The 25,872-nt window shown below is 60.3% G+C and carries 26 protein-coding genes; 15 read left to right on the plus strand and 11 right to left on the minus strand.

Translation table 11 applies throughout. From position 1 onward, the window contains the following. Nucleotides 1-39 precede the first annotated feature (39 nt). The 8 genes from BLU01_RS07990 to BLU01_RS08025 all read right to left on the minus strand — a co-directional run bounded on the left by BLU01_RS07990 (nucleotide 40) and on the right by BLU01_RS08025 (nucleotide 11,006). Complete coding sequence (locus BLU01_RS07990) at nucleotides 40-2,601, minus strand: LuxR C-terminal-related transcriptional regulator (RefSeq protein WP_092273113.1); 2,562 nt, start codon at nucleotides 2,599-2,601, stop codon at nucleotides 40-42. A gap of 315 nt (nucleotides 2,602-2,916) precedes the next feature. Continuing rightward, on the minus strand, nucleotides 2,917-4,284 hold the full coding sequence (locus BLU01_RS07995) for a DUF1329 domain-containing protein (protein WP_092273116.1): 1,368 nt from the start codon (nucleotides 4,282-4,284) through the stop codon (nucleotides 2,917-2,919). A 23-nt stretch (nucleotides 4,285-4,307) separates the two neighbouring features. Beyond that, a complete protein-coding gene (locus BLU01_RS08000; RefSeq protein WP_092273119.1) occupies nucleotides 4,308-6,101 on the minus strand; it encodes a DUF1302 domain-containing protein in 1,794 nt (597 codons plus the stop codon). An 850-nt stretch (nucleotides 6,102-6,951) separates the two neighbouring features. After that, the gene (locus BLU01_RS08005) at nucleotides 6,952-7,863 is read right to left on the minus strand and encodes an SDR family oxidoreductase (protein ID WP_092273123.1); all 912 of its coding nucleotides are present in this window, start codon (nucleotides 7,861-7,863) and stop codon (nucleotides 6,952-6,954) included. A gap of 263 nt (nucleotides 7,864-8,126) precedes the next feature. After that, nucleotides 8,127-9,029: an alpha/beta fold hydrolase gene (locus BLU01_RS08010; RefSeq protein ID WP_092273126.1), complete on the minus strand. Its 903-nt coding sequence runs from the start codon at nucleotides 9,027-9,029 to the stop codon at nucleotides 8,127-8,129. After that, nucleotides 9,029-9,811, minus strand: a complete 783-nt coding sequence (locus BLU01_RS08015) for a class II aldolase/adducin family protein (protein ID WP_092273129.1) — start codon at nucleotides 9,809-9,811, stop codon at nucleotides 9,029-9,031. Before BLU01_RS08015 ends, BLU01_RS08010 begins: the two co-directional genes overlap by 1 nt. Before the next feature lie 132 nt (nucleotides 9,812-9,943). Next, on the minus strand, nucleotides 9,944-10,630 hold the full coding sequence (locus tag BLU01_RS08020) for an LrgB family protein (protein ID WP_092273132.1): 687 nt from the start codon (nucleotides 10,628-10,630) through the stop codon (nucleotides 9,944-9,946). Further along, nucleotides 10,620-11,006 (minus strand): CidA/LrgA family protein, encoded by a 387-nt coding sequence (locus tag BLU01_RS08025; protein WP_092273135.1) that lies wholly within the window; start codon nucleotides 11,004-11,006, stop codon nucleotides 10,620-10,622. The genes BLU01_RS08020 and BLU01_RS08025 overlap by 11 nt, the downstream gene beginning before the upstream one ends. 94 nt (nucleotides 11,007-11,100) lie before the next feature. On the opposite strand from BLU01_RS08025, the gene BLU01_RS08030 reads away from it, so the two are divergent. Further along, a complete protein-coding gene (locus BLU01_RS08030; protein ID WP_092273139.1) occupies nucleotides 11,101-11,997 on the plus strand; it encodes a LysR family transcriptional regulator in 897 nt (298 codons plus the stop codon). On the opposite strand, the gene BLU01_RS08035 is transcribed toward BLU01_RS08030, so the two are convergent. Further along, entirely contained in the window at nucleotides 11,978-12,433 is a 456-nt protein-coding gene (locus tag BLU01_RS08035) for a flavodoxin (RefSeq protein ID WP_092273142.1), read from the minus strand. The two genes, BLU01_RS08030 and BLU01_RS08035, sit on opposite strands and share 20 nt — an antisense overlap. 151 nt (nucleotides 12,434-12,584) lie before the next feature. On the opposite strand from BLU01_RS08035, the gene BLU01_RS08040 reads away from it, so the two are divergent. Both BLU01_RS08040 and BLU01_RS08045 read left to right on the plus strand, forming a co-directional pair. Beyond that, nucleotides 12,585-13,061, plus strand: coding sequence for a PAS domain-containing protein (locus BLU01_RS08040; protein WP_092273145.1), 477 nt, complete (start codon nucleotides 12,585-12,587; stop codon nucleotides 13,059-13,061). A gap of 54 nt (nucleotides 13,062-13,115) precedes the next feature. Continuing rightward, the gene (locus tag BLU01_RS08045; protein ID WP_092273148.1) at nucleotides 13,116-13,721 is read left to right on the plus strand and encodes a hypothetical protein; all 606 of its coding nucleotides are present in this window, start codon (nucleotides 13,116-13,118) and stop codon (nucleotides 13,719-13,721) included. Between the two features lie 3 nt (nucleotides 13,722-13,724). Here the strand turns inward: BLU01_RS08045 and BLU01_RS08050 are convergent, their stop codons facing one another. Next, complete coding sequence (locus BLU01_RS08050) at nucleotides 13,725-14,684, minus strand: MerR family transcriptional regulator (RefSeq protein WP_092273151.1); 960 nt, start codon at nucleotides 14,682-14,684, stop codon at nucleotides 13,725-13,727. A gap of 211 nt (nucleotides 14,685-14,895) precedes the next feature. Here BLU01_RS08050 and BLU01_RS08055 point away from each other — a divergent pair, with 211 nt between their 5' ends. The 11 genes from BLU01_RS08055 to BLU01_RS08105 all read left to right on the plus strand — a co-directional run bounded on the left by BLU01_RS08055 (nucleotide 14,896) and on the right by BLU01_RS08105 (nucleotide 23,749). Then, the gene (locus BLU01_RS08055; protein ID WP_092273154.1) at nucleotides 14,896-15,465 is read left to right on the plus strand and encodes an antibiotic biosynthesis monooxygenase; all 570 of its coding nucleotides are present in this window, start codon (nucleotides 14,896-14,898) and stop codon (nucleotides 15,463-15,465) included. Between the two features lie 194 nt (nucleotides 15,466-15,659). Next, on the plus strand, nucleotides 15,660-16,370 hold the full coding sequence (gene folM / locus BLU01_RS08060; protein WP_092273157.1) for a dihydromonapterin reductase: 711 nt from the start codon (nucleotides 15,660-15,662) through the stop codon (nucleotides 16,368-16,370). Nucleotides 16,371-16,392: 22 nt separating this feature from the next. Continuing rightward, nucleotides 16,393-16,962 carry a GTP cyclohydrolase I FolE gene (gene folE / locus BLU01_RS08065; RefSeq protein WP_092273160.1) on the plus strand — a complete coding sequence of 190 codons (570 nt, stop codon included), beginning with the start codon at nucleotides 16,393-16,395 and terminating at the stop codon, nucleotides 16,960-16,962. A gap of 2 nt (nucleotides 16,963-16,964) precedes the next feature. Next, the gene (gene folX / locus BLU01_RS08070; protein ID WP_092273163.1) at nucleotides 16,965-17,336 is read left to right on the plus strand and encodes a dihydroneopterin triphosphate 2'-epimerase; all 372 of its coding nucleotides are present in this window, start codon (nucleotides 16,965-16,967) and stop codon (nucleotides 17,334-17,336) included. Between the two features lie 106 nt (nucleotides 17,337-17,442). Continuing rightward, nucleotides 17,443-17,739, plus strand: coding sequence for a DUF1244 domain-containing protein (locus BLU01_RS08075; protein ID WP_092273166.1), 297 nt, complete (start codon nucleotides 17,443-17,445; stop codon nucleotides 17,737-17,739). Beyond that, entirely contained in the window at nucleotides 17,732-18,070 is a 339-nt protein-coding gene (locus BLU01_RS08080; protein WP_092273169.1) for a HopJ type III effector protein, read from the plus strand. Before BLU01_RS08075 ends, BLU01_RS08080 begins: the two co-directional genes overlap by 8 nt. Nucleotides 18,071-18,276: 206 nt before the next feature. Next, nucleotides 18,277-19,527 carry a 2-aminoadipate transaminase gene (locus BLU01_RS08085; RefSeq protein ID WP_092273172.1) on the plus strand — a complete coding sequence of 417 codons (1,251 nt, stop codon included), beginning with the start codon at nucleotides 18,277-18,279 and terminating at the stop codon, nucleotides 19,525-19,527. Nucleotides 19,528-19,829: 302 nt separating this feature from the next. Next, complete coding sequence (locus BLU01_RS08090; protein ID WP_231987139.1) at nucleotides 19,830-20,711, plus strand: amino acid ABC transporter permease; 882 nt, start codon at nucleotides 19,830-19,832, stop codon at nucleotides 20,709-20,711. 4 nt (nucleotides 20,712-20,715) lie between these two features. Beyond that, complete coding sequence (locus tag BLU01_RS08095; RefSeq protein ID WP_269458002.1) at nucleotides 20,716-21,507, plus strand: amino acid ABC transporter ATP-binding protein; 792 nt, start codon at nucleotides 20,716-20,718, stop codon at nucleotides 21,505-21,507. A 58-nt stretch (nucleotides 21,508-21,565) separates the two neighbouring features. Next, nucleotides 21,566-22,399, plus strand: coding sequence for a transporter substrate-binding domain-containing protein (locus BLU01_RS08100; protein ID WP_092273177.1), 834 nt, complete (start codon nucleotides 21,566-21,568; stop codon nucleotides 22,397-22,399). 66 nt (nucleotides 22,400-22,465) lie between these two features. Next, on the plus strand, nucleotides 22,466-23,749 hold the full coding sequence (locus BLU01_RS08105) for an NAD(P)/FAD-dependent oxidoreductase (protein ID WP_092273179.1): 1,284 nt from the start codon (nucleotides 22,466-22,468) through the stop codon (nucleotides 23,747-23,749). 86 nt (nucleotides 23,750-23,835) lie between these two features. On the opposite strand, the gene trxB is transcribed toward BLU01_RS08105, so the two are convergent. Continuing rightward, nucleotides 23,836-24,798, minus strand: a complete 963-nt coding sequence (trxB, locus tag BLU01_RS08110) for a thioredoxin-disulfide reductase (RefSeq protein WP_092273182.1) — start codon at nucleotides 24,796-24,798, stop codon at nucleotides 23,836-23,838. A gap of 317 nt (nucleotides 24,799-25,115) precedes the next feature. Between trxB and cysZ the strand changes: the two genes are divergently transcribed. Then, complete coding sequence (gene cysZ, locus BLU01_RS08120; protein WP_092273185.1) at nucleotides 25,116-25,871, plus strand: sulfate transporter CysZ; 756 nt, start codon at nucleotides 25,116-25,118, stop codon at nucleotides 25,869-25,871. Nucleotide 25,872 lies beyond the last annotated feature (1 nt).

Below are 25,872 nucleotides of genomic sequence, written 5' to 3' on the forward strand. Positions count from 1 at the left end.
CATATAAAGGGAAACGTTTAGCCCGACACCAATCCCCTGTCAGCCCCACAACCCCAACGATTTCGCCTTCGCTACCGCTTGCGTGCGACGCTCCACCCGTAACTTTCCATGTATGCGGCGGCTGTGAGTTTTAACAGTATGCAAAGAAATAAACAGCGCATCGGCAATCTGCTGATTAGAGTGACCGAGTGCAATTAATTCCAATACTTGCAGTTCACGCTGACTTAACAAGTCCGCAGGCGCAGAACTCGCGCATGGCTCTTTGGCCGGCAATGGAACAACGTGTTGCGCGTCTGACAATGATGGCTGGCGCAACCGCAATTCACTCCAGAGTTGCTGCAGTTGATAGCGCTCTACATTGCGCGAGCCCTCGTGCAAAACGTCGACGGCTTTCGCCACTTGCCCGTCGAGCCAAAGTGCCTCGGCCAAGGCCAATTGCAACTCGGTGGCGAGCGCGTACATGCCGCACGATCGGGCCTGCTCAAGCGCCGCATCGATTTGCCCCACCGCGTCGACCGAACCCGGCATAACTCGAATTTTGGCAAGCGCCAGCAGGTATTCGATTCGCGCGATCAGCGCGAGCGTTGCCGGCGGCGCATGGCGTGCGCGCGGCCCGCGATAGTGTTTGAGCACGCGACTCAGCGCCTCGCACGCCAACTCCGCGCGGCCCTGTTGCAACCAGAAATGGCTGCTGACCTGCAACAGCACGCCGCGATACACCGTGTCGGGGATCTGGCGCAGTTGCATCAACCGTTCGGCATCGCGCAAACAGACGAATGCGTGGGCGTAATCGCGCCGATTGGCAGCTAATTGCGCCAGGCCGATATAGCCGTACAACACGCGTTTGTCGTGGCTGCGCAGGCACTGTTCCTGCCCGGCGTGAAACAGTTCTCGCGCCCGCTCCTCTTCGCCCATGCACAGTGCCAGACGCCCGCGACGCAAGGCGATGCGCCCCAGCAGCGGCGTCGGCAACGATGCCTGTTGGCAGAGCAAATCATGGATATTCGCCAGCAGCGTCTCGGCCCGCGCGGGGGCGCCGCGCTGTTCCAGCAATTGCGCGTGATCGAGTTCGAGCAAGCCCTCAAACACCAGTGAGCCCTGCGCCCGAGCCAGGCACAGCGCCTCGCGGTTGAGGGCCTGCGCGACTTCCAGTTCGCCGCGCAGCAAGGCTTGCTGGGTCAACCCCGACAGGCACAAAACGCGCACGGTCCACAGGTCCGGCCCGAGGTCGTGCAGCGCCTCCAGCAGATGCGCGCGCGACGCCTCCATGCGCCCCTGCAAGTGCAGCAACCAACCCTGCTGCGCTTGCCAACGGGCGAGCAATTGTTGCTGCAGCAGCGGCGTCGGTTGCGGGGTAAATCGCGACAGCTGTTCGATGCATTCAGCCGCCTGTTCAAAGCGCCCGGCGAACAACGACGCAGCGGTGATCAAGCCGACCAATTGCGGCGAGCCGGACAACAACTCCGCACCCTGTTGCTCGTGCAAGCGCAGCAACAGGAGCACCGTTTGCTCTTCGAACAAATGCTCGAAACTGAAGTGCTGCAACAGGCTGACCGCGACTTCATATTCTTCGGCGAGCAAGGCCTGTTCGAACGCCGGTTTCCACAGCTGTTCGGCGGCGAACCACTGGCACGCGCGCCGATGCCAGGAACGCCCGGTCGACCATTGTTCATCGCGCATCAGTTGCGTGAGTGGCGGAAAAATCTGCAGCCAGTCCGCCGAGTCCTGCCAGGGCTCGATAAAGCAGCCGAGTTCCTGCAACGTCTTCAGGCATTGCGCGCCTTCACCGGCGCCGAACAGGTGCTCGCACAACCGCGCATTGAAGCGCGGCAAATGCGCGAGTACACGCCAGGCTTCGGTGAGTTCGGCGCTGAGGCTGGTGAACAGTTCGTGCTGCAGATAATCGAGCAAGGTGTCCGGTCGGCTGTGCAGCGTGTCGTTGCGCGACCAGTCGCATTTGTGCAGCAGCGCAATGCGCACACCGGCGCACCAGCCGCCACTGAGGCGGATGATTTTGCTCGCGGCAATGTTCGCTTCGGCGGGTGTCAGGTGCTGCAACAGCGCGGCAATTTCCGCTTGATTGAAGGCCAGCGTCGAGCGCTCGCCGTCATACAGATCATCGTCGAGTAACAGGCGTGGCCAGTTGCATTGCGGACGCCGCCGCGCGCCCAGCCACCAGGTCACCATCGGGCTGCTGACGGCGATCAGGCGATCGAGCAGTTGGTCCAGTTGCGGATTCGGCAAGCGGCAGTAATCGTCGAGAAACAGCCAGATCGGCGTCGACCAGCGGGCCAGCGCTGCAAGGACTGCGGACTCTTCCGCTGACGGCAGCCCTGACGCTTCGGCCAGCCGTCGACACAGATCGGCCGGGGTCATGGCGGCACCGGCCAACGGCAACCAGCACACCTGACATTGTGGCGGCGCCTGCAACAGGCAATCGGCGAGCAACGAGGTTTTGCCGCTGCCGGCCGGCGCGCAGAGCAATTTCACCCGCGCGTTCGATGCCAGCAACGGCGCGCTCAGCCGCTCGCGCGACAGGTGATGGGAGGACAAGCGGGGCAAAAATCCCGGACGATCCAGACACGGGGTCATGGCGGTCATTGCGGCGTGCCTTTTTATAGTTGTGCCGCAACCCTAGCCCTCTCCCGCGTGCTTGTTGAGAAACATTCAGAACGCTGATTGCCCCCCATAAAAAACCCGCCCCTGTATGAGCTGAGCTTGATGGGAGCTGAACTTGATGGGAGCAAAGCTTTGCTCCTACGGGGATGACGGTCTGCCATTCAACACTGATATTGGCTGACCCAACCCCCCCCCTGTAGGAGCTGAGCTTGCTCGCGAAAGCGGTCTGCCATTCAACATTGATGTTGGCTGACACAACGCCTTCGCGAGCAAGCTTCGCTCCTACAGGATGGTGGCTTAACGAACCCCCTCAGCGCGCAATGCCGATGGCGTGTAATCAGCCGCTTTCGCTTCAAAGCCGAATTCAAAGCTGTGCTTCTCTTCGTTCTTCATCCCGAGGGCAAGGTAACGCCCGGCAATGATGTCGTAGAGCGCTTCCAGGGTGTACGCCTGGGCCTGGTGATCGTAGTAATACTGCGCGTGCCCCTCGGCAACTCGCCACAGTTGGCCGCGACCGTCGTAGTGATCGACCAGCGCCACCTGCCAACTGTCTTCGTCGATGTACATGTGGCGTTTGGCATAAATGTGCCGCTCGCTCGGCTTCACCGTGCCGACCACTTCCCAGACCCGGTGCAGCTCATAACGGGTCAGGTCCTGATTGATATGCCCAGCCTTGACGATGTCGTCGTACTTGAGCTTCGGCGAATCGAGCTTGTAGCTGTTATACGGAATGTACATTTCCTTTTTGCCGACCAGTTTCCAGTCGTAGCGATCCGGTGCGCCGGAGAACATGTCGAAGTTGTCCGAAGTGCGCAGGCCATCGGCAGCGGTGCCCGGCCCGTCATACGCGACTTGCGGCGCCCGACGCACGCGACGCTGACCGGCGTTATAGATCCACGCCAGACGCGGTTCCTTGACCTGATCGAGCGTCTCGTGAACCAGCAACACGTTACCCGCCAGACGCGCCGGCGCGGTCACCGACTGCTTGAAAAACGTCAGCACGTTCGCGGCTTTTTCCGGGTCGAGATCCTTGATCAATTGCGGCACGGCGATCTCTTCTTCGAAGCGGATCGGCGTGTAGCTGCCATTGGTTTGCGGGGTCACTTGCGTGATGATCCGGCGCAAATTGCCGCCGTGATAACGGGTGATGTGGTTCCACAACACCTCGACGCCATTCTTCGGAATCGGGAACGCGTAGTAGCGGTTGCCGGTGAAATTGGCCAGGCCGCTGCCGTCATTGATGCTGTTGACGTTGAGCGCACTGCGCTTGGCCGATTCGTAGATTTCCGGCGGCACGGCGACCGTTCGATGGGTCGGGTAGACCGGAATTCTGTAGGTTTCCGGGTAGCGCTTGAACATCGCCACCTGACCTTCCGACAGCTTGTCCTTGTACTTGTCGACCGTCGCCGCGGTGATCACGAACAGCGGTTTTTCGCTGGCAAACGGGTCGGCGAGGAAACCTTTGCTGTCCACCGCCCCAGCGTTTTTCGGAATGCCGCCGGTCCACGCCGGGATCGAGCCGTCAGCGTTGCCGGCCTTCTCTGCGCCCAACGGGGTGAGGCTGGTCCCGAGCTTGTTGGCTTCGTCCGGCGAAACCGCCGCTATCACGTTGGCGGCCAGCAGACTCAGGGCCAGGGCGCCGCATTGCAGAATCATTTTGCGCATTAACATCATCCTTCTCAGCCAGATCAGAAGTTCACGCCGAAGCTCAGCGCCAGGAAGTCGCGGTCTTCGAGAACGTTGTAGTCACCGCCGAAAAAGTCGGTGTAACTCAAGCTCGCGGTATAGGTGTTGCGGTAGTCGGCATCGACGCCGACGCTGATCGCCTTGGCGCCTTCGTTGAACAGGCCGTTGGGGCCATAACCGGCGACGTCGTGGGACCAGGACAGATTCGGTTTAAGGTTGATCCCGCCGATCACGTTGGCGTAATCGAGGATTGCCCGGGTGCGATAACCCCACGACGTCGAGGTGACGAAGCCCTCGGTGTCGCCGCCGAAACCGTACTGGCCGAACACCGAATCGCGGCCATAACGCAGATCGCTTCGCGACTCCAGGCCACCGACGCGCACCACCGCTGCTTCACCGACCACGGTCAGCCGTTCGGCGCCGAGCACCTGATCGAAGAAGTGCGTGAGCGTGCTCTGGATTTGCGTCACTTCCTTGCGCCGATATCCTTTGTTGTCGGCCCCCGGCGCGGTGGCGATCGGCGAAGCGGCGCCGCCGGCAATCGGGTTGATCAGCGCCAGGGTCAGGTCGTTGGTGCTGACTTGCACCGGCGCGTTGGGCCGATAGCTGATCTCGCCGGTCCACGCGGTGCCGGTGGGCAACGTGGTGGAGAAACTCGCGCCGTACAGGCGAATGTCTTCCGGGTAATCGAGGTAATACTGGCCGCGACCGAGCATCACACTTTGCGCCAGCCCGGCGCCGCTGCCGGGGGCCAGACCGTTGGCAATATTGACCAGGCCCGGCAGGCTGGCGAGGGTCGAAGCGCCGGCGGTGATAGTGCCGACCGTTGGCGTGCGGCTGTGGTAATTCATGAAGTACAAGCCGTACTCGGTGTCGTCGCCGAGCCAGCGCAGCGCCGTGCCCCACTGCCCGGAATCACGCGCATCGCGGTCGCCGCCACGGGGGATGACCACGCCCTCACGCGTTACCTGAATCGGCTGACCGAACGCCGAGGCCAGCGGCGCAAACGGCGCAATCGCCGGGCTGCCGACGGTGTAGCCGTTGGTGCAGCCGTCAGCCGCTACGTCGACGCCGAAGTAGGTGCCGCAGTTGTCGAGAACCGTCTGGTCCCACTCCAGTTGATAAAAACCTTCGACAGTCAGTTGATCGGTCAGGCCTTGCGAGCCGAACAACATGTTTACCGGGATCAGGCCTTCCTTGATCTCGGCGCCGGGACGCCGAAACGCCGACACGTCGACCGGGTTGATGCTGTTGATCGAGTTGCCGATGAAGGTACTTTCGCCCCAACTCACCACTTGTTTACCCGCGCGCACAGTGCCGGGCAGGTTGGCGATGGAATAGTTGTGATAGACGAACGCATCGAGGATCTGCGCGCCGGACGATTTCGCGCCTTCCTTGCGCCCGTTGTCGCTGATCTGTTTGAACTCGCGGTCCTCGTCCTTGAGCTCGAAGTCGTACCAGTATTTGCCGCGGACAAACACGCCGGTATCGCCGTACTTGAGTTCGAGATCGTGGATGCCCTTGACGATTTTGGAGAAGGTTTCACCCTTCTTGAAATTCAGTCGCCCGTCATCACCGGTCGAGGATTGGCCAGTGCCGCCGTTGACCGTGCCGACAAAAGCCTTGTCCGCATCGCGCATGCCCCAACTCGCGCCGACCGACAGCGAGGAATCGAAGGTGCCTTCGATTTCGCCGATATTGAATGCAACGGCATGCGCCTGGGCACAGCAACCCAAAGCCACCGCAGCGGCCAGCGCTTGCGGCGTGAAGATGGCGCGCATTGTTGTTTTTGTCATGCGTCTTCCCCGGTGAGTGACAGAAGGCCCCACCCTACTGCTCCGCGCCGGGAGCGATAAGCGCACCAAGGAGGTATTCGCGTTGTACCTCCAAAGGATGAACGCCCGCACCGCACGGCGCTTTGCGCCACGCATGGACGAGCTGGATAAAGGATTATCAACCGAACGCATAACCCCAAATTGACAGAGCCCCTGTAGCAGCTACCGAGCCTGCGAGGCTGCGTCCGGCTGCGAAGCAGTCGTGAACCCGAGCTGAACGCATAACCCCAAATTGACAGAGCCCCTGTAGCAGCTGCCGAGGCACGAGGCTGCGTTCGGCTGCGAAGCAGTCGTGAATCAGTTCACGCGGGGTGTCAGGAAAATCGCTTGTTCAGGTTTGACGACTGCTTCGCAGCCGAACGCAGCCTCGTACCTCGGCAGCTGCTACATGAGCCAACGCAGCCTCGTGCCTCGGCAGCTGCTACACGGCCGATGCGGCTCTCAATGCGACAAATCCGGGCGCGGCGCGAATTCGCGACTGTTACACGCCCCGTAACAGTGCATGTCTGGAATCGCTATTTTTCCTTTGCGTTCAACCCCCTATTCTTGCCGGGCTTTCACGGGTAACCGACCGTAAGCACGACGCGATCGACCTGACTGAACCCCAGGCCTGTCGCGGCAGATTTCAGATGGATTGAAGCGCTCTTCGATTCATCGCCCTGTGTTCACTGACGTTGATTTATTGCTCCTTGATCAATCGTCTTACTTTGGCCGCTGCGTTTGCAGCGGCCTTTTTTATGGGCGATGTTTTTAGCGGGGATTTGGCGCGGGGATGGCACGGCTCAGGCACGCCCTGCCGAATGCAGCGAGATCAGAGCGAATACTTCTGCAAATTCGCCATCATTTCCTTCAACGCCTCAATATTGTCCTGCGGATGCGCCGCACCCTCAAAATCACAAATCTGCTGCCAGTGCGCCGCAACATCTTCCGGCGAGAAGCCCACGCGCGGATCAAACCCGGCGCCCAGACTGCGCTCCCAACGCACTTTGCCCATCCAGCCGCCGCCGACTTCAAACAAACCTGATGTTTCCTGGCAATTTTCGCTGGCGAGGTAAACCACTAACGGGCTGACCAGTTCCGGTTTGAGTTGCTCGAATACTTGCGGCGGGATCAGGCCTTCGGTCATGCGCGTACCGCCGGTGGGGGCGATGGCGTTGACGAGGATGTTGTTCTTGCGTCCTTCGATGGCCAGCGTGCGGGTCAAACCATACAGACCCAGCTTGGCCATGCCGTAGTTGGACTGGCCGAAGTTGCCGTAGATGCCCGAGGTCGACGCGGTGAAAATCACCCGGCCGTAACTTTGCTCACGCATATGCGGCCACGCGGCGCGGGTGACTTTGTAGGCGCCTTCGACGTGGACGCGGTAGACCAGATCCCAATCGGCGTCGTCCATTTTGTGGAAGGTTTTATCGCGCAGGATCCCGGCGTTGTTCACCACCACATCGACGCGGCCAAACACGTCGAGGGCTTGTTGGACGATTTTGTCGCCGTCGGTGACGGAGTCGTGGTTGGCTTCGGCGATACCGCCCGCCGCGCGAATTTCGGCGACCACGCGGTCGGCGGCCGAGGCGTTGGCGCCTTCACCCTGAGCGGTGCCACCGAGGTCGTTGACCAGCACTTTGGCGCCCTGTTGCGCAAACAGCAGCGCATGCGCCCGGCCCAGACCGCCGCCGGCGCCAGTGATGATCACGACTTTATCTTCGAAGCGCACAGACTCACTCATGGGGAAAACTCCAGCAGGCCAAAGGACATTGGCGTCGAGTGTCGGCCACGGCGCTGCGGGTCACAATCAAGACGAGGAGGCTGAATGGTGCGCGATAAGGTTGGGGGATGATGCGCGCGATGACACAGGACAGCACAAAAACCTGCAGGAGCAGAGCTTGCTCGCGAAGGCGTGGTGTCAGCCAGCATCAAGGTTGAAGGTCAGTCCGCTATCGCGAGCAAGCTTTGCTCCCACAGCGTTCGGGGTCGGGCAAAAAATACAGCTCACGAACACGCCACCTGGCGCGGCGCCAGTATCAGGCGATCGCGAAACTCCACGTAGTGCTTGAGCACCTGCACCGGCGCCTCGATCTGCGGATAGTGACCAATACCCGGCAGCAGCACCGTGTCCGGATTGGGGATCAACTGCCGATAACGCTCGACCATGTGCGCGCCGGAAATCGGATCAACCTCGCCATCGATCACGCGTAATGGCACGTCACAACACTGCATGGCGCCGATCCAGCGGTCGCGCTGGACCCGTCGTTCCGGAATATAGCCAATCAGTTTGTGCATGATCCGCGGCCCGCGATTGCTCTCGACCAGGCTCCAGAAGTCATCCATTTCGCTTTCGGTCGGGCGGTTCTTCGAGCCGAAGATCTGGCGAAAATTCTTCACCAGCGCATCGCGGGTAAACGCTCGACCGAGCATCCAGCCCAGCGGACTGAGCAAGAGTTTCTGCGCCAACAACGGCCGATGGGTTTCGGGGAACAGGCCGCCATTGAAAAACACGCAACTGGCGACATCGATCCGCGCCTCTTGGTGGCGGACGAGCAATTCCTGAGCGACGCTGTCGCCGTAATCGTGGGCCAGCAGGTGCACCGACTGCTCGACATTCAGGTGCGCGAGCAACGCCTGCTGCAAATCGGCTTGCTCCAGCAGGCTGTAGCGGTGATTCATCGGTTTCGCCGAATCGCCGAAGCCGAGCATGTCGCAGGCGATCACGCGATAGCGCTGCGCGAGCGGTTGCCACAGGTAATGCCAATCCCAACTGGCGGTGGGAAAACCATGAATGAGCAGCAGCGGCTCACCCTGCCCGGCCGTCCAGTAACGGATAGCCTGGCCACGGAAAATGAAGGTCTGGCCGTGTTTGCGCCAGACGCTCAGCGGGATCTCGGCGAGTGGCATCAGAGTTTATAACCTGGGTCTTGTTTATCGAGTTTGCGCAGCAACGCCGGCCAGGCCAGCGCGCCACCCATGCCTTGGGCGCTTTTGGTCACACCCGCAATCATCGCTTTGGCGCCGGCGAGAATCTGCGGTTCGATGGCGATCAGCTCGGCGCCACCGGTTTGCGCCAGCACCTGGATATCGCAAGCGCGCTGGAAAGTGAACATCATCAAAAAGGTGTCGGCGATGGTCCCGCCGCAGGTCAGCAGACCGTGGTTGTGCAGCATCAGGAAATTGTTTTCACCGAGGTCTGCCTGCAGCCGCGCTTTCTCTTCATGGTTCAGCGCCACGCCTTCATACGCGTGATAGGCCAGGCTCGACAGCACAAACAGGGATTGCTGGCTGATCGGCAAGATGCCTTGTTTTTGCGCCGACACCGCGACCCCGGCGGCGGTGTGCGTGTGCAGGACGCACACCACGTCGTGACGCACTTCGTGCACGGCGCTGTGGATGGTGTAACCGGCCGGATTGATCTCGTAAGGGCTGTCCATCAGCTTGTTGCCGGCCTGATCGACTTTGACCAGGCTCGATGCGGTGATCTGGTGGAACATCAGCCCGAACGGGTTGATCAGGAAGTCTTCTGTGCCCGGCACCTTGGCCGATATATGGGTGAAGATCAGATCGTCCCAGCCATGCGCAGCAACCAGGCGATAACAGGCTGCGAGGTCGACGCGGGCCTGCCATTCGGCGGCGCTGACCTGATCTTTGACACTGTTGGGGAACTGGACGGGCGCGAGACTCACGGCAACAACCTCCTGGTTTTTATTATTTTGCTCAGTCCCAGCAGTCTAGTCAGGCTCCGGAATTCGTGTAGTTGCATTGGCAGCCAGCTTGGTGGCCGAGCGAGTCAGTGGCGCAATTAGCGTCGCGCCGCGTCAAAGGATAGACGCCAATAAAGGCGCGGCGAACAGATTGAGCAACCCGGTCAGGACCATGACCAGCCCCGCCACCGAGCCTTCTTCGCCGCCCACTTCATGCGCCCGGCTGACTCCAGCGCCGTGCGCGCCGACCCCAAACAGCGCGCCGCGCGCCAAGGCACTGCGCAATGGCAGCCATTTCAGCAGGACGCCGCCGAGCATCGCCCCGATCACCCCGGTAAACATCACAAACACTGCGGTCAATTCCGGCACGCCACCGAGGTCGTGGGCCAGCGGCATGGCGAATGGCGTGGTGATCGAACGCGGCACCAGCGACATCGTCACCGAACTGTCCAGCGCCAGCGCTTTGGCCAAACCGAACGAGGTGCCAATGGACGCCGCGCTGCCCGCAAGCATCCCCAGCAGCAACGCCGACCAGTGCCGCGCAAGCATTTGCCGCTGCTGCCAGATCGGCACGGCGAACGCCACGGTGACCGGCCCGAGCACCAGCATCAGCCAATGGGTATTGCTCGAATATTCGGCGTAAGCGGTGTGCAACGGCACCGCCAGCGCCAGCAGCAGCGCCGGAACCAGAATCAGCGGCGACAATAAATAGCGGCCAGTGCGCCGGTAGATCCAGCGGCTGAACAGATAGGCGAGCAAAGTGAACGCCAGCCAGAACATCGGCATCAGCTCAAGCTTCATGCGACCTCCGCAACCGCACCACCAACTCTACGGTAAACGCAGTCACCAGCATCACCATCAATGTGCTCGCAGCAATCACCAGCAGAATCCGCCAACCGTCGTTGCGCAGCAGGCCGCCGTAGTCGAGCAGGCTCATCAGCGCCGGAATAAAAAACAACAACATCTCGGCCATCAACACGCCGGCGCCCATTTGCAGCGCTGCCGGTTTCACCCAGCCGAACGCGAAGGCCAGCAGCAACAGCGCCATGCCGATGACGCCGCCGGGAATCGGCCAGGCGAACCAAACGGCCAATTGGCAGCCAAGCAGGTAGATCGCCAGCAACACCGCCAGCTCGGCGATCAAACGGAAAAGATATTTGCAGCGTGATGCATTCATGGTCAGGTCCTCACAGGCGCCTATTTTACGAAGCGGGCTGTTATCCCTGAAGCGAATTGTTAGACTTCCAGCCATTCCAAAATGGAATCTGGCGATGGAATTCAAACAGCTGCGCAGCTTTATCGAAGTGATGCACCAGGGCGGTTTCACTCAAGCCGCGAAGACTTTGCACATCAGCCAGTCGGCGGTGAGCAAGCAAGTTGCACAACTTGAGCAAAGCCTCGGCACGCCTTTGCTTGAACGTCTCGGCTCACAATTGCGCCTGACCGCCGCCGGCAGCGTGGTGCTGCAACGCGCGGAGAACATGCTGCGCTTGCGCAACGAACTGCTCAGCGAACTCGACGATTTAAGCCAATTGGCGCGGGGCGAATTGCGTCTTGGATTGCCGCTGCTGGGCAGCGATGCGTTGTTCGCCGGGCTGTTTGCCGAATACCGGCGGCGCTACCCGAACATCAGCATTCAATTGATCGAGGGCGGCAGCCGCAACATCGAACAAGCGGTGTTGAGTGGCGAGCTGGAATTGGGCGGGAGCTTGCTGACCCGGGATCCGCAATTCGAATGCCAGCCGTTCTGCGATGAGCCGCTGGACGCCTTGCTGCCGGCCGATCATCCGCTGGCGGCGAAGTCTGTGATTGGTTTGGAGGAATTGGCCGATACGCCGTTTTTGCTGTATCAGCGCAGCTTCGTGCTCAACGATCGGTTGCTCCAGGCCTGCCAGCAAATGGGTTTCACCCCGAAAGAAGGTGGGCGCAGCGGTCAGGCGGATTTTCTTGCGGCGCTGGTGGCCGCCGGGCAAGGCGTGGTGCTGTTGCCGCGGGTAGTCGCGCGCGGGCTGGTGCGGCCAGGCGTGGTGCGCCTGACCTTGAACGCGCCGGCCACGCTGCGCTGGGACATCGCGTTTATCTGGCGCCAGGGCGCGTACCTGTCGAAAGCCGCGCAAGCCTGGCTGGCGCTGCTGCGCGAGCGTCCGGTCAGCCGCGCAGAGCCGTGACCAATTCGGCCAGCCAAGGCTCGGCGTCGGTTTCCGGGGTCACGCTTTCGCTCGCATCGAGGCGCAGCATCGGCAGCACTTCGCGCAAACCCAACTCGCCGAACAGTTCGCGCATCTGCTCACCGCCGCCGCAGAACGTGTCGCCATAACTAGCGTCGCCCAAGGCAATGACCGCGCCGGGCAAACCGCGCCAGGCCGCCGGCAATTGGTCGCGAATCGTCGAATACAGCGGTTGCAAATTGTCCGGCAACTCGCCCATGCCGGTGGTCGAGGTCACGGCCAGAAAGGCCTCGGGGGCAAATGCCTGGACATCGGCAAGGCTGGCGCGCGGGTTGTGCCAGGTGTCAAAACCGGCGTCTTTCAAAATATTCGCAGCGTGCCGGGCGACTTCTTCAGCCGTGCCGTACACCGAGCCGGAAAGGATGGCGACTTTCATCAAACTGATCCTGAAGCGGTAAAAGACCGGCGATATTAACAGCACCGGCGAAAAAGCTGCGATTGACTCTCGACCGGGAGTGATGGCTAGTAGACAGCTCGCCCGGTTGTTTTAGAATGCAACGCTGCTTTCCCACTTGTCGGAGGTTCAGATGATCAACGCTCAACTGCTGCAACTGGTCATCAATGCCTCCAACGACGGCATCGTGGTCGCCGAAAAGGAAGGCGATGAAGACAACATCCTGATTTACGTCAACCCGGCATTCGAGCGCATGACCGGCTATACCAGTGATGAAATCCTTTATCAGGATTGCCGCTACCTGCAGGCCGGCGATACCGATCAGGAAGGCTTGCAGCGCATTCGCGAAGCATTGAGCCGCGGCGATTCGTGCCGGGAAATACTGCGCAATTACCGCAAGGACGGCACGCCATTCTGGAATGAGCTGTCTCTTTCAACAGTGAAGAACGATGTTGACGGCCAAACTTATATCGTCGGTGTACAAAAAGACGTAACGGCTGAAGTCAAGGAACACCGCCGCGTTATCCAGCTTGAAGCGCAAGTGGCTGAATTGCAGGCGGAACTCGCCGCACTAAAAGCGACGAACGGCGAAAACAAAAATGCGAATTAATTGTCATTAACTACAATCACCGATGACTTTGTAACTTTTATTTACGAGCAAGCCATGCAGCGCGACGCCCTCCTGACTCAGGATGAGCTGGATTTTATCCAGACCATGCAGCACAACCCGCAACTTAACGTGCGGGATGCAACGTCGAGCCTGCTCGTCAACGGCGGATCGCAGATCCGTGACCTGCTCACGCGCCTCGCCGCGCACGAGCAAGTGACCATCCAGGCCAACTTCGAAAACCAGCAAATGACCTTTCCGTTGCACCTCGTGGAGGATGAATTCCACGCATTGCATTTGCGTTTGGGCGTGCCGAGTATTTTTGAAGATGGGCCGATGGTTCGCCCTTGGCGCCTGACACTCGAAGAGCCGGTCGCGCTGGAGAATGCCAAAGGGCAGCCCGGCACGATGTTCGTGCATGAAGTGTCGTTCAAAGGGATTTTGCTGGAAGTGCGCAACAAGACCAAACCACCGAAGCATTTTGCCTTGTGGTTCAGCCCTTCAGGTTATGAGCGGATCGCGTTGCGCGGCACGTTCGAGCGCGAGACCGAACACGGCTTCTTCGCTTATCAGTTAAGCCAGAGCGACACTGATGAGACTGAACGACTGCGACAGTTCATCCTTCAGCAACATCGCCTGACCCACCCCGCCCTGCACGTCTGAACCTCAGCTATCCAATTTACCCGCCAGGAACTGCTTCAGACGCTGGCGCATCAACACCCCTTCGTTACCCAGACATCCGACGGAAGACTTGGCCAGGCTTTCCTGCGCCAAGTCGGACGCATCGCCCGCAAGCAACACCTGACAATCCAGGCTCAGCGCCAAGCGGTTCAAGCGGCGCGGCAGCTCGGGAGCCGGCGCGTGATTGGAAAACAGCACCAGCGCCAACGGCTTGATTCGCTCGCAGACCAGCGTCAGCTCATCAAATGGCTGGCCGATCGTCAGCACGCGCACGCCGGTGTCTGCGCCACTCAAGAACAGTGCGGCGATGAGCAATTCGAGCTCGCGGCAATGCCCGACCAATGCGCAGATGACCACGCGGCGCGGCGTAGTATCGCGCAGCAGCATCAGCCGCTGGTTAACGCGTGAACGCAGGAAACCGTCGAGAAACAACCATTCGCTGGTCTGGCCGAAGGTTTCCAGGCGCTGCAACAGTCGCTTCCAGAGCGGCAACAGAATGTCCTGGAAGACCACCGCCAGTGAATAACTGGAGAAAATCTGCCCGTAGATACGTTCCAGTTGCACGTCGTCAAAAGCGCTGACAGCCGCCTGAACTTGCTCCTGCCACTGGGCGTAGTCGGCGAGGATCAGTTCATTGGGAATAATGTGCGCGAGCACCTTGAGCGGTTCGGTCTTGGCGAGGATCTTGCTAACCTTGCTCACCGCGACGCCGCGGTCGATCCACTCGACGATGCTGCGCACTGTCGCAATATCGGCCATCGAATACAGGCGATGCCCGCTTTCGGTGCGCTTGGGTTGAATCAGGCCGTATCGACGCTCCCAAGCGCGGAGTGTTACAGGGTTGATACCGGTAAGGCGGGCTACCTCTCGAATCGGGAACAGCTCTTCCTGATTCAGGGCAACAACGGTGTGCGAGCTAGAGACAGTGTCATTCAGGACAGTCATCAGCGTAGCGGTCGTCCATAGACAGATTGGATCCCATTCTAGCGCCTATCCTGCAAGACCATTCAATTTGTTACAAGCGACGAACGCCGCTGGCGTAATGGTCAGATTCGGGAATAATCCTTGCTTGTTTTCAAGCGCAGCCCACTACCCCGGCGCTGCGCCTGGCGAAACTCCTACCCGGAGCGACGCACCTGTCATACGGAGATACAAAATGTCTACCTCCCCCGTCACGCTCATGGTGGCGCGCCGCGTCGCTGCCGGCCGTTATCAGGACTTGATCGCCTGGTTGCGTGAAGGCGAACAACTGGCCACCGACTTCCCCGGTTATCTCGGCTCAGGCGTGCTCGCCCCGCCGCCCGACGATGATGAATTCCAGATTATTTTCCGCTTCGCCGACGAGCAGACGCTGCATGCCTGGGAGCATTCGGTCTCGCGCACCGCGTGGCTGGACCGTGGCAGCGACTTGTTCGCCCACCCGACGGAACATCGGGTCAGTGGCATCGAAGGCTGGTTTGGCGCTGCCGGCAACCGCCCGCCACGCTGGAAACAGGCTGTGGCGATCTGGCTGGCGTTTTTCCCGGTATCGCTGCTGTTCAATTTCGTCTTCGGGCCGCTGCTCAACGACCTGAGTTTGCTGCCTCGGGTGATGATCAGCACGTTGTGCCTGACGCCGTTGATGGTTTACCTGTTCATTCCGCTGTCGACCCGATTGCTTGCCAATTGGCTGCACAGCACGCCGACGCGGCCTATTCCCGTGACGCCGACCACCCAACACCGCTGAACCCTGCAGGAGCGAGGCTTGCCCGCGAACAACGATGACGCGGTCTGAGGGAAATACCGAGCCAGCTCAATCGCGAGCAAGCTTTGCTCCCACAGGTGTCATGATGTTATAGGTGTCGTAGATGTTACAGGTGTCATAGGTGAACGCTGGTGGTCGCTGGTATAGTTTTGCCCTTACCGCGACGCGAGCCGTTCATGACTTCTTCCGCAGCCCCAATCCTCATCACCGGTGCCGGCCAGCGTGTCGGTTTGCACTGCGCCCGGCGTTTGCTCGAAGACGGCCATCGGCTGATTTTCAGCTATCGCAGCGAACGTCCCGGCGTGCAAGCGTTGCGCGATCTCGGGGCGACCGGCGTGTTCGCCGACTTCTCCAGCGAAGCCGGGATCCTCGCGTTCATCAGCGAACTCAAGACCCACACCGAGAGCTTGCGCGCGATTATCCACAACGCCTCCGAATGGCTGGCCGAAACCCCGGACACCGACGCACAGGCGTTTACCCGGATGTTCAGCGTGCACATGCTCGCGCCGTACCTGATCAACCTGCATTGCGCCGACCTGCTTGAACGCAGCAGCCCCGCCGACATCGTGCACATCAGCGACGACGTCACGCGCAAGGGCAGCAGCAATCACATCGGCTACTGCGCCAGCAAAGCCGGGCTCGACAGCCTGACCCTGTCCTTCGCCGCCAAATATGCGCCGGCGATCAAGGTCAACGGCATCGCGCCAGCCCTGCTATTGTTCAATCCCGACGACGACGCGGCGTACCGCGCCAAAGCCCTGGCCAAATCCGCATTGGGCATCGAACCCGGCAGCGAAGTGATCTACCAGAGCCTGCGCTATTTGCTCGACAACCCTTATGTCACCGGCACGACCCTGACCGTCAACGGCGGACGGCACGTCAAATAAGCCGCCCCCGCGAGGATCTTCCATGACCCTGTCCCGTAATGCCTTATCCGAGAGCTATCGCGAGATTCTCATCGGCCTCGGTGAAAACCCTGACCGCGAGGGTTTGCAAGACACCCCGATGCGCGCGGCCAAGGCAATGCAATACCTGTGTCATGGCTATCAACAAAGTGTCGAAGAAATCGTCAACGGCGCGCTGTTTTCCTCCGACACCGACGAGATGATCATCGTCGCCGACATCGAGCTGTATTCGCTGTGCGAGCATCACCTGCTGCCCTTCATCGGCAAGGCACATGTGGCTTATATGCCGACGGGTAAAGTGCTGGGTCTGTCGAAGATCGCGCGGCTGGTGGACATGTTCGCGCGGCGCCTGCAGATCCAGGAAAACCTCACCCGGCAAATCGCCGACGCGGTGCAGCAAGTGACTGGCGCCGCCGGTGTCGCCGTGGTGATCGAGGCCCGGCACATGTGCATGATGATGCGCGGCGTCGAAAAACAGAATTCGACCATGAACACCTCGGTGATGCTCGGCGCCTTCCGCGACTCGAGCAACACCCGCCAGGAGTTCCTGCAATTGATTGGACGGAGCAAGTAGCAATGCCACAACTTCAACCAGGTATGGCGCGCATCCGGGTCAAGGACCTGTGCCTGCGCACCTTTATCGGCATCAACGAGGACGAAATCCTCAACAAGCAGGATGTGCTGATCAACCTCACCATCCTCTACGCGGCGCAAGAAGCGGTGCGCGACAACGACATCGATCACGCGCTCAATTATCGCACCATCACCAAATCGATCATCGCTCACGTGGAGGGCAATCGCTTTGCCCTGCTCGAACGCCTGACCCAGGAAATCCTTGATCTGGTGATGGTGAATGAGTCGGTGCAGTACGCCGAAGTCGAAGTCGACAAACCCCACGCGCTGCGATTTGCCGAGTCGGTGTCGATTACGCTTGCGGCGAGTCGCTAAGCTTCAAGCTTCAAGCTTCAAGCTTCTGGCGCTAAACTCACGACCGCCGCCAACCCCAACTTGCAGCTTGCAGCTTGCCGCTCCAAGCTGTCCCGCAGAGACCCAAATGAACGATCAACAACGCCTGGAACTTGAAGCCGCAGCCTTCCGCCGACTGGTCGCGCACCTGGACAGCCGCAAGGACGTGCAGAACATCGACCTGATGAACCTCTCGGGTTTCTGCCGTAATTGCCTGTCGAAGTGGTACAAGGCCGCCGCCGACGAACGCCAGATCGAGGTCAGCCTCGATGACGCGCGCGAAGTTGTCTACGGCATGCCGTACGCCGAGTGGAAAGCCCAATACCAGCAAGAAGCCAGCGCCGACCAACAAGCGGCGTTTGCCAAAGGAAAACCCAATGAGTGATTTGACCACCCTGCGCGCCAGCCTCAACAGCGGCGAACACGTTTTCGCCGACACCCTCGCGTTCATCGCCGCGCATTACGATTATCAGCCGCAAGCCTTCAGTAACGGCGAAGTGCAAAACACTGCCGGGCAGAACGAGGGTTCGTGCAAGACCCTGGGCCTGGCGCTGCTGGAAGGCCTGAGCGATGCAGAAGCGCTGCTGGCGTTCGGCGAACATTACCGTTCGGTAGTCGCCACGCCTGAAGGCAGCGACCACGGCAACATCCGCGCGTTGATCGCGCATGGCCTGGCCGGCGTCAAATTCAGCGCCCAACCCCTGACCCGCCGCTAAACGCGTCTCCTGTAGGAGCGAGGCTTGCCCGCGAAGGCAATATCCCCAACGCCATCGCAGCAAACCATCGCCCCACAGGCCGCCACAACACATCCCGACTTTTAAGATTGACCCGGCGACTTTATTTCGTTTGCCCCCCCCTCTGCTCACGGCTTAGATAAAAAGAAGCAACCCTTCTTCTGAGGCGACTTAATGAGCAGGTATCCATGAGCAGCGAAAGCATCAGCCAGTCGATCAATGTCGTTCACCCGATCACCCTCAGCCACGGCAAAAACGCCGAAGTCTGGGACACCGAGGGCAAACGCTACATCGATTTTGTCGGCGGTATCGGCGTGCTCAACCTCGGCCACTGCCACCCGCGCATCGTCGAAGCCATTCGCGAACAAGCCAGCCGCCTGACCCACTACGCGTTCAACGCGGCGCAGCATTCGCCCTACATCGACCTGATGCAGCGCCTGACAGCGTTCATTCCGGTGGATTACCCGGTCAGCGGCATGCTCACCAACAGCGGCGCGGAAGCGGCGGAAAACGCCCTGAAAATTGTTCGTGGCGCCACTGGCCGCAGCGCCGTGATCGCCTTCGACGGCGCGTTTCATGGCCGCACGCTGGCCACGCTCAACCTCAATGGCAAAGTCGCGCCGTACAAACAGAAAGTCGGCACGCTGCCGGGGCCGGTGTACCACTTGCCCTTTCCGAGCAAGGACAACGGCGTGACCTGCGCCGAAGCATTGAAGGCGCTGGATCGGTTGTTCAGCGTCGAAATCGACGTCGACGATGTCGCCTGTTTTATCGTCGAACCGGTGCAGGGCGAAGCGGGCTTCCTGGCGCTGGACGTCGAATTCGCCCAAGCCTTGCGCCGCTTTTGCGATGAGAAAAACATCCTGCTGATCGCCGATGAAATCCAGTCAGGTTTCGGCCGCACTGGCGAACGTTTTGCCTTTTCGCGATTAGGCATCGAGCCGGACTTGATCCTGCTGGCCAAAAGCATCGCCGGCGGCATGCCACTCGGCGCGGTGGTCGGGCGCAAAGCGCTGCTCGACACCTTGCCCAAGGGCGGCCTCGGCGGCACCTATTCGGGCAATCCAATCGCCTGCGCCGCCGCCCTGGCGACGCTCGACGAAATGACTGACGCGAACCTGCAGGCGTGGGGCGCGCAACAGGAAGAAGCCATCGTCAGCCGCTACCAGGCGTGGCGCCGCGACAAGATTTCGCCGTACCTCGGCCGCCTGACCGGCGTCGGCGCCATGCGCGGCGTCGAGTTGGCGCGCGCCGACGGCACACCCGCAGCGGCGCAATTGAGCCAATTGCTGGCGCTCGCCCGCGACGCCGGTTTGCTGCTGATGCCGAGCGGCAAGTCCCGGCACATCATCCGTTTGCTCGCGCCACTGACCACCGAGGCGGCGGTGCTGGAGGAAGGGCTGGATATTTTTGCCGCGTGCCTGGCCCGGCTCGACTGAACCGCAAACTGCGATCCGGGACTGACATAGCGAATTATGTTCGCTTGTGGTCGCGGATTTAGCGTCGCAATACTGCCCAATACGCAACTTGCAGGAGCCAGACTTGCCGGCGAAGGCGTTTCGTAAACCGTCTTCGCCGGCAAGCCTGGCTCCTACAAATAACCTCTTTTATCTAGCGAGAAGATCACCACCTACAAGCCGAGGCGTTCATGTATCACGACAATATAATTTATAAGAAAAAGTCCAATGATCCTCAATTCCTGCTTGGCGTCGCCGTGGTGTAGTTTCTCGGCGCCTACCTGATGAACCTCGGCAACAGCGCCCTCAGCCACTTTCTGCAACCGCTGCTGGGCGATACCGCCGACAGCCTGACCGCCCGCAACATCGCCATCGGCCTGCTGATCGCGGTGCTCGGCACGCTGAATTTCCACGTCCTCGGCCGCCTCAAATTCAAAGTGCAAACCACCGTGGTGTGGATTGAATTGCTGATTCTGTTTCTGGCGTTCTTCGACACCTTCAACCTGTCCTACAGCTTCATCCTCGACAAAGTCGGTTTCCTCATCGTCCAGGGCGCAGCGACCACGCTGTACATTTCCGCCGTGGCGATCGTGATCGCCTTCGTGCTGGCGCTGATCGGCGCCGTCGCCAAGCTGTCGAACAACGGCCTGGCAAACGCCCTCGCCTCGTTCTACACCTCGTTCTTTCGCGGCGTGCCGCTGCTGATCCAGATTTACCTGATCTACCTCGGCCTGCCCCAACTCGGTTACGTGGTCGACGCCGTGCCGGCGGGCATTCTCGCGTTGTCGCTGTGCTACGGCGCGTACATGACCGAGATCTTTCGCGCCGGCATCCAGAGTATTCCGGTCGGCCAGTGGGAAGCCTCGCGGGCCTTGGGCATCAGCCCGTTCAAGACCTTGAGCCGAGTGATCATGCCGCAAGCTCTGCGGGTGATTATTCCGCCGACCGGCAACCAGTTCATCGCCATGCTCAAAGACAGTTCGCTGGTGTCGGTGATCGGCGTCTGGGAACTGATGTACCTGGCCAAGACCCAGGGCCGCGCGGACTTCCGTCACCTCGAAATGCTGATTACCGCCGCGATGATTTACTGGGCGCTGTCGTTCATCCTCGAACGGGTGCAGGCGCGCATCGAAAAACGGGTCAACCGATCCACTGTGCGAGGTTGAACCGATGACGCTGACTACAACCGCCCAACGCCCCGACCCGGTCGCAACCAAACAGGCTGGTCCGGCAATGATTTCGATCAGCGGCCTGAACAAGTGGTACGGCAATTTTCACGCATTGCGCGACGTCGATCTGAGCGTCGCCGCCGGTGAAATTCTGGTGGTTTGCGGGCCTTCGGGCTCAGGCAAATCGACGATGATTCGCTGCATCAATCACCTCGAAAACTTTCAGAAAGGCCAGATCCAGGTCAACGGCATCACCCTCACCAGCGAGGCCGAAAGTGTCAGCGCGGTGCGCCGCGAGATCGGCATGGTGTTCCAGAGCTTCAACCTGTTCCCGCACCTGAGCGTGATGGACAACCTGACCTTGGCGCCGCAACTGGTGCAGGGCGTGTCGAGTGTCGAGGCGAAAAAACGCGCGCAGGTGTACCTCGAACGTGTACGGATTGCCGAGCACGCGCACAAATATCCGTCGCAACTGTCCGGCGGTCAGCAGCAGCGCGTGGCGATTGCCCGGGCGCTGTGCATGAACCCGAAAGTGATGCTGTTCGACGAACCGACCTCAGCGCTCGACCCGGAAATGGTCCACGAAGTGCTGGACGTGATGGGCGAACTGGCCACCGACGGCATGACCATGATCTGCGTGACCCACGAGATGGGCTTCGCCAGCAAAGTCGCCGACCGCGTGCTGTTCATGGACCAGGGCCAGGTCATCGAACAAGCCACCCCGGCCGAATTTTTCAACAACCCGCAGACCGAACGCGCGCAGAAATTCCTCTCGCAAATCATCGGTCACTGAGAACGCTTTTCCCGCATAGCTTTAGCCCGAAAAACAATAACGAAAAGTGGAGATAGACATGCTCAGCAAAAAATACGCAATCACCCTCGCCGCCACCCTGTCGCTGTTGTTCGTCGGTGCCGCGAATGCCGGGGCAGTGCTGGACAAGATCCAGAGCAGCAAAACCCTGACCGTCGCCACCTCGGCGACTTGGCCGCCGCAGGGTTTCATCAACGACAAAAATGAAATCGACGGTTTTGATATCGACGTGTCCAAGGAGATCGCCAAGCGCCTCGGCGTCGAGGTCAAGTTCATCACGCCGGATTGGGATGTGATCACCGCCGGCAAGTGGAACGGGCGCTGGGACGTGTCCGTGGGTTCGATGACCGCGACCAAAAGTCGTGCGCGAATCCTCGATTTCCCCGGCACTTATTACTACGTGCCCTACGTGTTTGCCGTGCACGACAAATCGAAAGTCACCGACCACAAAGCGCTGAATGGCAAAACCATCGGCGTCGAAGGTGGGACCACGTCCGAGGACTATTTCAGCCAGGCACTGGCGATTGAAACCAGCGACGTGCCGCCCGTGGTCTACGACGTGAAAACCGAAAAAATGAAAACCTACGCCGGTTCCGTCGGCCCGCTCGACGACCTGCGCCTGGGCGACGGCACGCGCCTCGACGCAATCCTCACGCAACGCAGCACGCTGGATGCGGCGGTGAAAAAAGGCTATCCACTGCGCGCCGTCGACAACAACGTGGCGTTCTACGAACCGCTGGCCGTGGCCACCGACAAGGGTGACCCGGAACTGAAAGCCAAACTCAGCGAAATCATCGGCGAAATGCACAAGGACGGCACGCTGACCAAGCTGTCGGACAAGTGGTACGGCGTCGACTACTCGACCATCAAATAACCCCGCGCCGACACCCTGGGGGAGCGAGCTTGCTCGCTCCCACAACAGCGATCTCAAGGATTGAACATGTCCTTCCCGACGACCTGGTACTCCCAGACCTCGCTGCCTCGCGCGGCCAGGTCCGCATTGCACAGTGACGAAAGCTGCGACGTCTGCATCATCGGCGCCGGTATCGCCGGCCTGACTGCCGCACTGGAACTGACCCGTCGCGGCAAACGCGTGATTCTTCTCGAAGCGCAGCAAGTGGCGTGGGGCGCGTCCGGGCGCAATGGCGGCGTGGTCTCGCCGGGCTGGGCCGAAGGCTCGGGCGCGATCCGCAAGAAGCTCGGTCTGGAGCAGGCTCGTGCGCTGTTCCAGATGTCGGTCGAAGGCGTCGAGATTGTTCGAAGCAACATCGCCGAGCTGGCGCTGAGCGGTTGCGCGCCGTCCGCCGGGACGATTCGCGTCAAGCGTTACGACGATGGCGCCGCAGTGAAAAACCACATCGAAACCATGCGCCGCGATTTCGGTTATGAATTGAATTACCTCGACACCGCGCAGGTTCGCCAGCGGGCGCACACGCAGCGTTACTTTCAAGGCGTCGAAGACCCGAACGCGCTGCACTTTCATCCGCTGAATTATTGCCTGGGTCTGGCGCTGGCCATTGAAACGGCGGGCGGGCGGATTTTCGAACAGTCGAAGATGCTGTCCTGGGAGCATCAGGGCGCCGACAAAATCGTCAGGACCGCTCACGGCACGGTGTGCTGCCGCGATCTGGTGTTCTGCGCTGGCGGCTACGGTGGCGCGGAATTGCAGAAACTCAGCCGCGCCTATTTGCCGATCGCCACTTATGTGGTGCTGACCGAGCACTTGGGCGACGCGATCAAAAACGTCCTCGACTCCGGCGCGGCGTTCTCCGACGACCGCCGCGCGTCCGACTATTACCGCGTGGTCGAAGGCGATCGCCTGCTCTGGGGCGGGCGCATCACCACCCGCAACGAGCAAAACGAAAAAGCCCTGGCAACGATGTTGAAAGCCGACATGGTCTCGGTTTATCCACAACTGGCGTCGGTGAAAATCGAACTGGCGTGGTCGGGGTTGATGGGGTATTCGACCAACAAAATGCCAAATCTGGGCGTGCTGGATCCGGGGGTTTGGGCGTGTACGTCGTTTGGTGGCCACGGCTTGAACAGCGGGTCGATCTGCGGTCGGGTAATTGCTGAAGCGGTGTGCGGCGAGAGTGCGCGGTATCAGCTGTTCAAACCGTATCTGCTGGATTGGAACGGTGGGCCGTTCGGCAAGATCGCGGCGAATGCCATCTATCAATCGCTGAAGGTCATGGACTTCGTCCAGGAGCGGTTGCGCGGATAAACGAATGGCCTTTGTAGGGGGTGTGGGTAACGTATTTTTGTGGGCACAAAAAACCGGCCGGAGCCGGTTTTTTTATTTCAGCGCGATCAGAACGCGACGTTCTGCAGGTCGTCGAGGTAGCGCTCGGCGTCGAGCGCGGCCATGCAACCGGCGCCGGCCGAGGTGATGGCTTGGCGGTAAACGTGGTCGGCCACGTCACCGGCGGCGAAGATGCCTTCGATGCTGGTCGCGGTGGCGTTGCCTTCACGGCCGCCGTGGATTACCAGGTAGCCGTCTTTCAACGTCAGTTGGCCTTCGAACAGCGAAGTGTTCGGGGTGTGGCCGATGGCGATGAACACGCCGTCCACGGTCAGTTCGTCGAAGCTGCCGTCGTTGTTCTTCAGACGCGCACCGGTCACGCCCATGTTGTCGCCGAGAACTTCGTCCAGCGTCGAGTTCAACTTGAGGATGATCTTGCCTTCGGCAACGCGCGCATTCAGCTTGTCGATCAAAATCTTCTCGGCGCGGAAGGTTTCGCGACGGTGGATCAAGGTCACCGTGCTGGCGATGTTGGCCAGGTACAGCGCTTCTTCAACCGCAGTGTTACCACCACCGACCACCGCTACTGGCTTGTTGCGATAGAAGAAACCGTCGCAGGTCGCGCAGGCCGAAACGCCTTTGCCCATGAACGCTTCTTCCGACGGCAGGCCCAGGTAACGAGCGCTGGCGCCGGTGGCGATGATCAGCGCGTCGCAGGTGTAGGTGCCACTGTCGCCGGTCAGGGAGTACGGCTTGGAAGCGAAGTCGACGGCGTTGATGTGATCGAAAACGATCTCGGTTTCAAAACGCTCGGCGTGCTCTTTCATCCGCTCCATCAGCGCCGGGCCGGTCAGGCCGTGGACGTCGCCCGGCCAGTTGTCGACTTCGGTGGTGGTGGTCAGTTGACCGCCAGCCTGCATGCCGGTGATCAGCAGAGGCTTGAGGTTGGCGCGGGCGGCATAGACCGCAGCGCTGTAACCGGCAGGGCCGGAACCGAGAATAATCACTCGCGAATGACGGACTTCAGACATGACCTGCTCCTGTTAACCGGGCCGAAACATCTGGCGCGGAACGCCGGGTTGGCCGGCGGCAATAAAAAAGGACTGTTGAAAGCACTTGGGGAAGTGCTTGAGCTCGACAGTCCTGTAAAAAGAATGGGTGCAGCGTATCGAGGGGGCGAAGATTAAGGAAATACGGTTTAACAATCCAGCTCATAGGCGGTCTCTATCCCGATGCGGTGATTTTATAGACGCCTTTGTTACAGTGAATGTCGATGTTACAACCGCGCTTTCGCCTGTGAGGCAAAGTCGGTAAGGTCGGCGCGTTTACCCTTTGCTCGGAGCACGCTATGCCCGCCCCTGTTCTGTCCGGCCCGCAATACCTGCGCGAAGGCCTCAAACTGGTCCTCAGCCCGGGCCTGCGTTTGTTCGTGTTGTTGCCGCTGGCAATCAACCTGGTGCTGTTCGTCGGATTGATTTACCTGGCCGGCCATCAATTCAGTATCTGGGTCGACACGCTGATGCCGTCCCTGCCCGACTGGCTGAGTTTCCTCAGTTACATCCTGTGGCCAATCTTCGTGGTGCTGGTGGTGTTGATGGTGTTTTTCACTTTCACCATGCTCGCCAACGTCATCGCCGCACCGTTCAACGGCTTCCTCGCGGAGAAAGTCGAAGTAGTGGTGCGCGGCACCGACGACTTCCCGGCCTTCAGTTGGGGCGAGTTGATCGAAATGATCCCGCGCACCCTCGCCCGGGAAATGCGCAAACTCGGCTACTTCCTGCCACGCGCGCTCGGGCTGTTCATCCTCTCGTTCATTCCGGTGGTCAACATCATCGCGGCGCCGTTGTGGCTGCTGTTCGGCGTGTGGATGATGGCGATCCAGTACATCGACTACCCGGCGGACAACCACAAACTGGGTTGGAACGAGATGCTCGCGTGGCTGCGGCAGAAGCGTTGGCAGAGCATGAGTTTCGGCGGCAGCGTGTACCTGGTGTTGCTGATTCCGGTGGTCAACATCCTGATGATGCCGGCGGCGGTGGCCGGGGCGACGCTGTTCTGGGTGCGTGAGCGCGGCGCGGAAAACCTGGTCGTGCAACAACGCTGAG

Source organism: Pseudomonas prosekii (genome assembly GCF_900105155.1).
In the GTDB taxonomy this organism is placed as follows: Bacteria; Pseudomonadota; Gammaproteobacteria; order Pseudomonadales; family Pseudomonadaceae; genus Aquipseudomonas; species Aquipseudomonas prosekii.